Genomic DNA, 11,422 nt, shown 5'->3' on the forward strand with positions numbered 1-11,422 from the left:
GAAATAGCGTTCGCTTTATCTCGCCGGCAAAGTATGATTGAGTGGCAAACGTTGGTAAGCCAGCCTACGTTTCCCCGACGAGTTACCCATAATGACACTAAATTCAATAATGTGTTATTGGATAAAAAAAGCCAACGAGCGGTATGCGTGATTGACCTGGATACGGTGATGCCGGGAGTAATCGGTTACGATTTTGGTGATGCCATTCGAACGATTGCAAACACTGCCCTTGAAGATGAGACTGAACTCGAGAAAGTAGCGGTGAACTTGAAATTTTACAAAGCGTTTGCTCAAGGATTTCTGGGCGAGGTGGGTAGTAAGCTAGATAAACAAGAATTAGAATCGCTGCATTTCGCTCCTAACTATATGACCTTTATTATGGGGCTACGAATGCTAACCGACTACTTACAAGGAGATATTTACTACAAAATTAACCATGCTGAACACAATCTTCAGCGGGCCAAAGCTCAATTTGCTTTGGTAATGAAACTAGAAGAAGCCAGTGCCCAAACTCAACAAATTCTCAACTCAATTCGTAATTATTGAATCAATTGTACGATGGTTGAATAGTTAAGCTGTTAAATTGATGTTTATACTTTGCCTATAGGTTGTAAGTGTAAAAGTCACGGATTAAAGACTTCTAACTTCCACCTTTTTCTGACTCTCGCCTTCGATCTCCAGAATTCCATTGAATTTATCAATGCAAGCTTTGTTCATTCTACTAAAAAATTTGGCATCTTTGCCAAAAAGGTAAAGCAATGGCGAAAGTTTTAGTAACGGGTGGGTTAGGCTACATTGGTTCTCACACCGTGGTAACTCTCCTACAGCATGATTTTGAGGTAGTTATCGTTGATGATCTTAGTAACTCTCAGGCGGATGTGCTTGATCGGATCGAGCAAATTACCGAGCAGCGACCCTCGTTCTATCAACTTAACCTCTGCGATGAGTCGGCGGTAGAAGAAATGTTTGAAAGCGAGTCTGGTATTGACTCAATAATTCATTTTGCTGCTAGCAAAGCCGTAGGCGAGTCGGTAGAGAATCCGTTGCTTTACTACAAAAATAATCTGCTGTCGATGATCCATTTGCTGGAGCAGATGAATAAGCGTAGTATCACTAATTTGGTATTTTCATCTTCCTGCACCGTCTACGGGCAGCCCGATCAGCTACCCGTTACTGAAAAGTCTCCGATGAAGCCGGCGGAGTCTCCCTACGGAAACACCAAACAAATTGGCGAACAAATCCTACGAGATTCTTGCCGAGCTAATTCAGTACTGCGTGTTATTGCCCTTCGTTATTTTAATCCAGTAGGTGCTCACGAGTCAGCACTGATTGGCGAATTGCCCAACGGGGTGCCCAATAACTTGGTACCTTTTATCACACAGACTGCGGCAGGGTCAAGGCCTCAATTGAAAATTTTTGGTCAGGATTATAATACTTCTGATGGCACCGCCGTTCGGGATTACATTCACGTAGTTGACTTAGCCGAAGCGCACGAAGTAGCATTACGTCGCTTGATGAATAATCAGCAAAAAGAAAACTTTGAGTTCTTCAATATCGGAACCGGAGAGGGGCACAGCGTTTTGGAAGTGGTCCAAATTTTTGAACGAGTAAACAATTTGTCGTTGAACTACAAACTAGTAGACCGCCGCCCCGGCGATGTAGAAAAGGTCTACGCCGACACTCACTACGCCAACACCGAACTAGGGTGGCGGGCTTCCCGAAGTCTGGAAGAGATGCTTAAGTCTGCCTGGAAGTGGCAACTGCGCGTAGCGCAATGAACAGAAAACAATTAGCAATGTAACCTTCTGAGTGAAGAAGCATACCTTCCTCATTGCACATTGCTAATTGATCTAGCCTGGTTGCAGTTCTACCTTTTTTCCGGCTACAGAGAGGTTTTCGTTGACGTACTGTTCGTCCCAGAGGTTAGAAATTACCGCGGAGATATGCGGGTTTTGTAGTGCCCATACGTAGGCCTTCATGGGGGCTTTCATGTCGCCGGGAACAATACGTTCCACTTTATCGATGCGCCAAGATGGGATAGGTTTGATAGCCTCATGGTGCGTAGCTACGGCCATGGCTGCTTTCATCGCAATAATTCCCATTCCACTTTCATGCGCTTGGCGAATGGCATCTTCTAAATAGCCACCATTGATAACATTATAGGCACACATGGCAGCATCGTACTCACCGGTTTCGGCGGCAGCCCGAAGTACTCCGGCAGGATCATTATGAGTAGATACTCCTAAATATCGCACTTTTCCCTCTCGCTTTAGCTGAGCAAAGGTTTCATAAATTTCCGGTATCTGCACTTCTTCGGGGCAATCGGCACCGTGTGGGCACATTAGAATATCAAAGTAACCAAATCCAGTTCGCTTTAAACTACCTTCAATAGACGATAGAATTTTATCGCGGTAAGCTTGGCTTCCTTCCACTTTATGAGCGTAGTCTGTCACCATCGCATTGGCCAAAAAAGCACCATCCATTGATTCGGCTTGCCCCGTCCAGTATTTAAGAAAGTAGCCGGGTTTATCTACCGCCCGGTCTTTACGAATCGCTTCCGCTTGTTTCATAATCGCCTCTTGCTTGCCCGAAGGCAATTCTTTGTAGATATCTCGGTAGAGCTGATCCCGTACTGCCGCAAAACCGCTAACTTTGGTAGTAATAAAAACCTTCTCTCGTTTAGAGGAGCTATCAATCACTTGACTGTAGGCTTCCTCGCATTCTCCGTCACCGTAAGCCGGAGCCATATCTAAGTAATTTAGCCCCTTGTCCATCGCCAATTCCACCGGACGAGTATTACCAAAACGAATCGGATCGCCCCCACAGACCACCTCTGAGATCATCATTCCGGTTCGTCCCAATTGGCGGTAAGCCATGCCTGATTGTTGATTGCGCCATTCCTGAACTACCTTGGTCCTAGCCGGTTGATTTGGTTTAGCATGAGCTGATTGAAGGCCCAAGCCTGAAAGTCCAGCTGAGGCTGCTGAAGCCACAGTTAGAAAATTACGTCGGGAGAGTGAAGATGGGGTGGGGGAGTCTGATTTTTTCATAGTAAGGTTGTTTTACTCAAGATAAAAATTCTTTTGAGAAGATAATAGGTCAATAAAGATCTATTGGAAAAAAATATTGAAGAGAACAAACATTAGCTATAGCTGGTCTATCGTTCTAACTATCACAAATTTAATCCTTAAAGCTTAGCTATTTTTGTTGCTGAGGCAAGCCTTCATCAACAATGAGTTTTTTTACGCGCAATCTATTTATTGAGAGATCATCAATAGCTAAAGATTTTACTCGAGCTTTTGCCAAGGCGAGTGATCCGATGGCGACGGTGCCAATAGCTAAGGCACCCACTGCCAATGCTCCCACTCCAACAGCGATCGTTGAGGTTGCCAAGCGACTGATGGCAGGCTGATAACTGGGGCGATGTCTACGATAATGATTATGAAGTAGTTGCATAGTTGTGGCTTTATTAGAATATACGGATATTTCGCTAAATCGTTGGTTGATCGTTTATTATTTACTTATGGTGCTGCAGTTGGCAGTGATGAATAAATAAGGGGTAATGAATGATTACTTTGCATCCATCATTAATCATTATAACTATGAAAGGAAGAATCGCTATACTCGGTGGGGGAAATTTAGGTAAAGCCATTGCCATTGGCTTAGCCAGCACGGAGCAGTACGAAGCTAACCATATTTTTGTAACCAGACGTAGGTTACACGGAGTAGAAGACCTGCAGCAGTTGGGAATTCAGACTACGAGTAATAACCGTCAGGCGGTACAAGAGTCAGAACTGATTATGCTGTGTGTACAGCCTAAGCAGCTAGAGTACTTGTTAATAGAAATCCGGGATGTACTCGACCCTAAAAAACACGTGCTGATTTCTACTATTACCGGAGTGAGTATTCGCGACATTGCCCGCCTTACGCTAGAAGAATTCCCGATTATTCGGGCTATGCCCAATACCGCTATTGCTATTCGGGAATCTATGACCTGCTTGGCAGCGCAGAATACTTCGGATGATTTACTGAAAGAGGTACAGGCTATTTTTGATGTGATGGGGGCAACGTTAGTTATTGAAGAAGAAATGATGGCCGCCGCTACGGTGCTGGGTGCTAGTGGCATTGCCTTCTGTCTACGATATATTCGGGCGGCGGCCCAGGGCGGTATTCAGATGGGTTTTCACGCCGAAGAAGCCCAGAAAATTGCGGTACAAGTTTGCCGGGGAGCTGCCTCACTCATCCTACAAAACCAGCGACATCCCGAAACAGAAATTGATAAAGTAACCACGCCCCAAGGCTGCACCATTGCTGGCCTCAACGAAATGGAGCACAACGGACTAAGCTCAGCGGTGATTAAGGGGATTATGACTTCTCACCGCCGCATTGGGAAAATTACGGACTAGTATTATAATGATTGATGACTAATGAACAGTTGACAATTGATGATTAGGACACACAAGCGGATTATGTGTAACTTCAATGCTTAGTAGCTATTCATTTATCATCAATCATTACTCACCCTTCATTAGCCACTACGCGCTTGCCAGTTCCTTAAGAGCGATTACAAACTTATCTAATTCATTTAGCGATGTATACAAATGCGGGGTTACTCGAATGCCTTTCAGCGCTTCATTGTCAATGGCTACGGTAAAAATATTGTATTTGTTCATTAAGCGGTCGGCTAACTCATGAGGTTTCAGGTTGGCTACCCCCACGTTGGCAATGCCGCTCGAGCGTTCTTCTTCCCAGGGAGTGTTAATAATTACCCCCGGCGTATCTTTCACCTTTTCAGTCCAGTACTGTTTAAGATAGCGCAGTCGAGCTTGTTTGCGAGGCACTCCAATAGATTCTTGAAACTCTAGTGCATCTAAAATGGATAGCTGGCCAGTAACCGGCAATGTGCCGTGGTGCTCGAACTTACGGATATCATCATCAGAGTAGGTATCATCACCCAGCAGTGGCCAGACTTGGCTGATCTTTTCTTTTTTTATGTACAGCATTCCATTCCCAAGCGGAGCACCCACCCACTTGTGCAAACTGGTTCCCCAATAGTCGCAGTCTAAGTCTTGTATCTTAAAATCGAGTTGCCCTAATGCGTGGGCAGAGTCGCAAATTACCTCTACTCCGTAGGAGTGAGCCATCGCACAGATCTTCTGAACGGGTAAAACTTGCCCGGTAATATTAATTAGGTGAGTTACCAGCATTACCTTGGTTTGAGATGTGATGGCTTGTTCGTAAGCATCTACAATTTCCTGATCGTTTTTAGGATGAAGAGGAAGAGAAATAATCCGGTTAACAATGTTGTCGCGCCGGGCCCGCTGATTAAAGGTAGCTAACATGCTACCGTAGTCCTGATTGGTCATAATCGCTTCATCACCAGGTTCAAGATTCAGTCCAAGAATCACGGTATCTAAAGCTTCGGTAGTATTGCGACAAATCACCATTTCATCTACCGAACACCCGGCAAAGTCGGCTAAAGCCTGTTTTATGCGGTGGCGGTCGTCCCATTGTTGATTACGCATATAGTACGACGGCTTCTTATTGACTTCCTTAATATGCTGCCATTGCGCCTTTAGCACCGGCCAAGCGGCTAAGCTGTAGTAACCATTTTCTAAATTGATAAAATCGGTAGAAACCCGGTACGCTTTGGCAACTTCTTGCCAGTACACTTCGTCCCGAGCAATATCTTTAGTCGGACGCTGACGCTGAGAATCAAGATAGGCGAGGAGGTTATTCCATTCTGAAGCCAAGGCACTAAGCGCAAAGGGAGAAGCACTTAATGCACCGAACTGATGTAAAAAAGAGCGGCGACTATTTTCCATTCCTTAAATAGTGTGTAATTTCGAGGCAATTTTTTAAAAGAGAGCGAAACGAATGCATTCGCTTTTTTTGAGTATAGCCTCAAATTATCAAATCTACCGAATATAGCCAACCTATGCAGCATTTTACTTCCGTACAAGATATTACCGACTGGTCACTTCTCTGGCAAAAAGTACAGCAGGTAAAAGAAAATCCTCAAGGGCGAAAGACATTCGGAGCAGGAAAAGCTATGTGTCTGATCTTCTTAAACGCTAGCTTACGGACTCGTCTTAGCACCCAACGGGCTGCCATGAATGTAGGATTGGACACCGTAGTTTTCGACATTAACCAAGGAGGTTGGCAGTTAGAAATGGCGGATGGTGCGGTAATGAATGGCTCAAAGGCCGAGCACGTAAAAGAAGCTGCCGCGGTAATTGGTTCCTACTACAACCTGATTGGAATTCGGGCGTTCGCTCAGCTAAATGACCGAGATGAAGATTACCAGGAAACGATTATTCAGCAGTTTAAAAAGTACGCGGGGGTTCCCATTATCAGCCTAGAGTCATCAGTACGCCACCCTTTGCAGTCGCTTACCGATTTAATTACCATTGAGGAATACAAAAAGAAGGAGCGACCCAAAGTGGTATTAAGTTGGGCTCCGCACCCCCGGGCACTACCTCAGGCGGTAGCCAATTCATTTCTGGAATGGATGCCCTACACGAATTACGAAGTGGTATTAACCCATCCCGAAGGCTACGAATTATCAGATGAATTTACTCAGGGAATTCGCACAACGAATAATCAGAGAGAAGCATTGCAAAATGCTGATTTTGTGTATGTCAAAAACTGGTCTTCTTACCGAGATTACGGGCAGGTTTTACGGACAGATGATGAATGGATAATTAATGAAGATAAAATGCTGTTGACTGATAGTGCTTACTTTATGCATTGCCTTCCGGTACGGCGCAATGTAGTAGTGACTGATTCGGTAATTAATAGCTCAGATAGTCTGGTGATACCTCAAGCAGCCCACCGGGTGACGGCCGCGCAAACGGTATTAGAATTATTATTAGATCATGCCTAAGCTGAGTATTGTAAAAATTGGCGGAAAAGTGATTGACGATCTACAATCATTGTCAGAATTTCTGACCGGCTTTTCTCTATTGCCCAATCCCAAAGTATTAGTACACGGCGGTGGAGCCAGTGCCACTAAGCTGGCTAAACAAATGGGAATTCCGGTGCAGATGGTTGAGGGGCGGAGAATTACCGATGAAAAGATGTTGAAAGTAGTCGTGATGATATACGCGGGCTGGGTTAATAAGCAGGTTGTAGCGATGCTCCAGGCCCGAAAGAATGATGCATTTGGTCTAAGTGGTGCAGATTTTAATCTTATTCGTTCGGTAAAAAGACCGAGCCAACCTATTGACTACGGCTTGGTGGGTGATGTACAGAAGATAAATACCGAAAGATTAAGTAAATTGTTAGACGAGAATGTTGTACCCGTAGTAGCTCCGATCACGCACGATGGTGCTGGGAATCTGCTAAATACGAATGCTGATACGATCGCTACCGAGTTAGCCATTGCGATGAGTCAGCATTACGAAGTCCGTCTGGGTTACTGCTTTGAGAAGAGCGGGGTTTTATCTGATTCTAAAGATGAAAATTCGGTAGTAGAAAACTTGAAAGTATCTCATTATCAGCAATTGAAAGAAGCCGGAAATATTCACTCCGGAATGATTCCCAAACTAGACAACGCCTACCGGGCTGCTGAGGCCGGGGTAGAAGTCGTAAAAATTATGCATCACAGTGATATTCATCGGTGGCAACCGGATGTGCCCCCGGAAAAGCTTAATTTTGGAACAACTTTGAGCAATGAGCAATGAGCAATGAGCAATTAAACAATCGGACAATTGAACCATAGAACTCTCACAATTAACTGTCTATAATACTATGAACAATATAACAACACCAACCCAAGCGGCAGTTAAATTACTGCAAGAACTTATCGCTACTCAATCCTTCAGCCGAGAGGAAGATAAAACTGCCGATATTATCGCCCAATACCTTAAGCAAGAAGGTAAGGAGGTGCATCGATTAAAAAATAATGTGTGGGTGCGGTCACAAGACTTCCGGGAAGATTGGCCTACGCTGCTGCTAAACTCTCACCACGATACGGTGAAACCGGGCGACTCCTGGACTCGCAACCCCTTTGACGCCAGTATTGATACAGTTGATGGTGAGGAAACACTTTACGGACTGGGTTCTAACGATGCAGGAGGCTGTTTGGTAACCTTATTACACGCATTTTTGCACATGGACGAAGTGACTGATCGCGGATTTAATTTGATCTTTGCCGCTTCGGCTGAAGAGGAAATCTCGGGAGAGAACGGAATTTCAGCATTGCTTCCCGAGCTAGGAAAAATTGATGTAGGTATTGTTGGGGAACCTACTCGAATGAAAATGGCCATTGCCGAAAAAGGATTGTTAGTAATTGACTGTACTGCAACGGGCGTAACGGGTCACGCTGCGCGCCATGAGGGGGTAAACGCAATTTACGAAGCTCTGCAAGATATCCGCTGGATAAAAAACTTCCGTTTTACCGATAAATCTGATCTGCTCGGCGAGACAACCGCAACAGTTACCCAAATCAATGCTGGAATTCAGCATAACATTATACCTGATAAATGCACCTTTGTAATAGATGTTCGCACCAATGAACTGTATACCAATGAGCAGGTGCTGGAAATTTTTGAGCTCAATCTCCTCTCTGATATTAAACCCCGTTCGCTGCGACTGCAATCATCATCCTTAACGAAAGATCATCCTTTGGTACAACGAGGCATTGAGTTAGGTTGGGAGTACTATGGCTCGCCCACGCTTTCCGACCAAGCTCTATGCCGTGAATTTCCTACCCTGAAGCTGGGGCCCGGTAGTTCGGGGCGGTCTCATACCGCTGACGAATACATTCGAGTATCGGAAATTGAAGAAGGCATTGAGAAATATATTCAGTTGCTCAGTGAACTTAGATTGGAAAAGAGCTAACTTACTTACTTCAGCGTATTACCTATTTTCTGGGCTGGCGCTTCTTGCCAATCTATAATTACCATATTCTTTTACCCTAAATTATAATATCAAGCTGTGAAACTCTGGCAGAAAAATACCACCTCTATTGATAAGCGTATTGAGCAATTTACTATTGGGCAAGATGCTGAACTAGATTTAGTGTTAGCTCCCTACGATATACTGGGAACGCTGGCGCACATTACCATGCTAGAGGAGGTAGGGCTGTTGAAAAAAAAGGAGCTAAATAAGCTCCGTCCGGCTCTGCAACAGCTTTATCAGAAGGTTCAGGACGAAGGCTTTACTATTGATGATGGGGTAGAGGATGTACACTCACAAGTAGAGATGTTATTAACACGTGAGCTAGGAGATATTGGTAAGAAAGTCCATAGTGGTCGCTCTCGAAACGATCAAGTGTTGGTAGATTTGCGCCTGTACTTTCGGGATGAATTACAGCAGACAGTGCTAGAGGTTCAAACCCTCTTCGAGCGATTGCAAGAATTAAGTGAGCAGCATCAGGATGTACTGCTACCGGGGTATACGCACACCCAAGTGGCCATGCCATCTTCCTTCGGGTTGTGGTTTGGGGCCTACGCCGAAAGTTTAGCTGATGATATGCTACTGCTTCACGCGGCTTACCGATTGGTGAATCAGAACCCGCTAGGTTCAGCCGCTGGCTACGGTTCTTCTTTCCCATTGAACCGCCAGCTAACTACTGAATTATTAGGGTTTGATACGCTGAACTACAACTCCGTTTACGCCCAAATGGGACGCGGCAAAACCGAACGAACCGTAGCTTTTGCCCTTTCTACCGTAGCAGCTACCGTGGGTAAAATGGCCGATGACATTTGCTGGTACGTGAGCCAGAATTTTCAGTTTATTCGCTTCCCCGATCAACTGACTACGGGTTCCTCAATCATGCCCCATAAGAAAAACCCGGATGTGTTTGAGTTGATTCGAGCTAAGTGCAACCAATTGCTAGGGTTGCCCAACCAAATTGCCTTAGTGACTACCAATATGATTTCTGGCTATCATCGCGACTGGCAGGTACTTAAAGAAGGGCTATTTCCTGCCTTTGGACAGCTTAAAGACTGTTTGGCAATTCTGGATTATGCCTTACAGCATACTTCGGTGAATGAAGATATTATGGACGATGAACGCTATCGTTATTTATTTACAGTTGAGCGGGTCAACGAAAAAGTACTAAATGGAAAAGCCTTTAGAGATGCCTACCAAGAAGTGGGTCGCGAAATTGCAGATGGCACCTACGTACCACCCACCGATATAAACCATACTCACGAAGGAAGCATTGGCAACTTACAAAACGAAGCCATTGCCGAGAAATTTCAAAATGTGCTCCAGCAGTTTGAATTTGAAAAAACGCAACAATCTATTAAAAAGCTGTTGAAAGGGTAGTGAGTTAATTGCGCTCTATGTTAAGAGCAAAACACTATATTAATCTTACTCATAACTCAAGCCGCATTATTTCTAGAATCGCAAGAAAGGAATATTGAAAATAAACGCTATATGGTGTGATACCTCGTGTTTATTCCCCCATATTTGGCAGGATAAACGTAATATTGTGTTTACATCGATGTTGTGCCCCATTAAAAGAAGAAGCCAACGCACAAAGCAAAGAGTGCTAACGCACACATTGCTTTTTTGCCAACGCTTGAAAGGAATAAAGAAATAAATGACATTACAAGAATACATTGACAACTTAGACAAAAGGTACAGGCTCGGAAATGCAACCGAACATACTTTCCGTGGCGACTTACAGCAACTTTTGGAAAGTTTGGTGACGACTATCAGAGCGACTAACGAACCGAAAAGACAAAAGTGTGGAGCGCCTGACTACATTTTGACTAAAAAGGACATTCCTATTGGATTTATTGAAGCTAAAGACATTGGCGACAAAGACCTTGAAGGCACAAAGAAAACAGGAAACAAAGAACAGTTTGACCGCTACAAGGCTTCATTAAATAATTTGATTTTCACGGACTACATAAACTTTCATCTATACCGAGAAGGCGAATTCATTACCAAAATCGCCATAGCAGAAATCACAGACAAGGGAATAAAACCTTTGCCTGAAAACTTTGGCAATTTTGAAAATCTAATCAAAGACTTTTGTGTCCACGTTGGACAAACGATAAAAAGCTCAAAAAAATTAGCAGAAATGATGGCAGGCAAAGCCCGCCTTCTTTCTGATATTATCGGAAAATCTTTATCGAGTGATGAAGTCAACCAAGAAGACAGTACACTGAAAGACCAATTGTTGGAATTCAAGCAAATTTTGATTCACGACATTACGCCACAAGGTTTTGCAGACGTTTACGCTCAAACTATTGCTTACGGAATGTTTGCGGCTCGTTTACACGACCCTACTTTAGGAACTTTCAGCAGACAAGAAGCGGCTGAACTGATTCCGAAGTCAAATCCGTTTTTACGAAAACTCTTTGGCTACATTGCCGGACCTGATATTGATGACCGTATCAAATGGGTTGTTGATAGTTTGACTGATATTTTCTTGGCTTGTAATGTCGAAGAGATTTTAAAG

The 11,422-nt window shown here is 44.1% G+C and carries 10 protein-coding genes and 1 pseudogene; 8 read left to right on the forward strand and 3 right to left on the reverse strand.

The features are described from left to right. The coding region (locus WBA23_RS12205; RefSeq protein WP_424582559.1) for a phosphotransferase at nt 1–546 on the forward strand (546 nt) is incomplete at its 5' end. Between the two features lie 212 nt (nt 547–758). Then, entirely contained in the window at nt 759–1,778 is a 1,020-nt protein-coding gene (gene galE, locus WBA23_RS12210; protein ID WP_424582560.1) for a UDP-glucose 4-epimerase GalE, read from the forward strand. Between the two features lie 72 nt (nt 1,779–1,850). Here galE and WBA23_RS12215 read toward each other — a convergent pair whose 3' ends face one another. Both WBA23_RS12215 and WBA23_RS12220 read right to left on the reverse strand, forming a co-directional pair. After that, nucleotides 1,851–3,050: an aldo/keto reductase gene (locus WBA23_RS12215; protein WP_424582561.1), complete on the reverse strand. Its 1,200-nt coding sequence runs from the start codon at nt 3,048–3,050 to the stop codon at nt 1,851–1,853. A gap of 148 nt (nt 3,051–3,198) precedes the next feature. Beyond that, complete coding sequence (locus tag WBA23_RS12220; protein WP_424582562.1) at nt 3,199–3,456, reverse strand: hypothetical protein; 258 nt, start codon at nt 3,454–3,456, stop codon at nt 3,199–3,201. Nucleotides 3,457–3,602: 146 nt separating this feature from the next. Here WBA23_RS12220 and proC point away from each other — a divergent pair, with 146 nt between their 5' ends. After that, a complete protein-coding gene (gene proC / locus WBA23_RS12225; protein WP_424582563.1) occupies nt 3,603–4,406 on the forward strand; it encodes a pyrroline-5-carboxylate reductase in 804 nt (267 codons plus the stop codon). Nucleotides 4,407–4,535: 129 nt separating this feature from the next. Here the strand turns inward: proC and WBA23_RS12230 are convergent, their stop codons facing one another. After that, nucleotides 4,536–5,825: an aminotransferase class V-fold PLP-dependent enzyme gene (locus tag WBA23_RS12230; protein ID WP_424582564.1), complete on the reverse strand. Its 1,290-nt coding sequence runs from the start codon at nt 5,823–5,825 to the stop codon at nt 4,536–4,538. Nucleotides 5,826–5,938: 113 nt separating this feature from the next. Between WBA23_RS12230 and WBA23_RS12235 the strand changes: the two genes are divergently transcribed. The 5 genes and pseudogenes from WBA23_RS12235 to WBA23_RS12255 all read left to right on the forward strand — a co-directional run. Continuing rightward, entirely contained in the window at nt 5,939–6,886 is a 948-nt protein-coding gene (locus WBA23_RS12235; protein ID WP_424582565.1) for an acetylornithine carbamoyltransferase, read from the forward strand. After that, nucleotides 6,879–7,685 carry an acetylglutamate kinase gene (gene argB / locus WBA23_RS12240; protein WP_424582566.1) on the forward strand — a complete coding sequence of 269 codons (807 nt, stop codon included), beginning with the start codon at nt 6,879–6,881 and terminating at the stop codon, nt 7,683–7,685. Before WBA23_RS12235 ends, argB begins: the two co-directional genes overlap by 8 nt. 67 nt (nt 7,686–7,752) lie before the next feature. Next, a complete protein-coding gene (locus WBA23_RS12245) occupies nt 7,753–8,844 on the forward strand; it encodes a M20 family metallo-hydrolase (protein WP_424582567.1) in 1,092 nt (363 codons plus the stop codon). Nucleotides 8,845–8,940: 96 nt separating this feature from the next. Next, a complete protein-coding gene (gene argH, locus WBA23_RS12250; protein WP_424582568.1) occupies nt 8,941–10,278 on the forward strand; it encodes an argininosuccinate lyase in 1,338 nt (445 codons plus the stop codon). Between the two features lie 277 nt (nt 10,279–10,555). After that, nucleotides 10,556–11,422: pseudogene (locus WBA23_RS12255) on the forward strand (type ISP restriction/modification enzyme); the annotation flags it as partial.

The organism is Tunicatimonas sp. (genome assembly GCF_049647865.1).
In the GTDB taxonomy this organism is placed as follows: domain Bacteria; phylum Bacteroidota; class Bacteroidia; order Cytophagales; family Cyclobacteriaceae; genus Tunicatimonas.

Excerpts from the sequence above, each read along its gene's own strand:
- galE (WP_424582560.1), top strand. The coding sequence starts at position 759 with ATGGCGAAAGTTTTAGTAACGGGTGGGTTAGGCTACATTGGTTCTCAC.
- WBA23_RS12215 (WP_424582561.1), bottom strand. The coding sequence starts at position 3,050 with ATGAAAAAATCAGACTCCCCCACCCCATCTTCACTCTCCCGACGTAAT.
- WBA23_RS12220 (WP_424582562.1), bottom strand. The coding sequence starts at position 3,456 with ATGCAACTACTTCATAATCATTATCGTAGACATCGCCCCAGTTATCAG.
- proC (WP_424582563.1), top strand. The coding sequence starts at position 3,603 with ATGAAAGGAAGAATCGCTATACTCGGTGGGGGAAATTTAGGTAAAGCC.
- WBA23_RS12230 (WP_424582564.1), bottom strand. The coding sequence starts at position 5,825 with ATGGAAAATAGTCGCCGCTCTTTTTTACATCAGTTCGGTGCATTAAGT.
- WBA23_RS12235 (WP_424582565.1), top strand. The coding sequence starts at position 5,939 with ATGCAGCATTTTACTTCCGTACAAGATATTACCGACTGGTCACTTCTC.
- argB (WP_424582566.1), top strand. The coding sequence starts at position 6,879 with ATGCCTAAGCTGAGTATTGTAAAAATTGGCGGAAAAGTGATTGACGAT.
- WBA23_RS12245 (WP_424582567.1), top strand. The coding sequence starts at position 7,753 with ATGAACAATATAACAACACCAACCCAAGCGGCAGTTAAATTACTGCAA.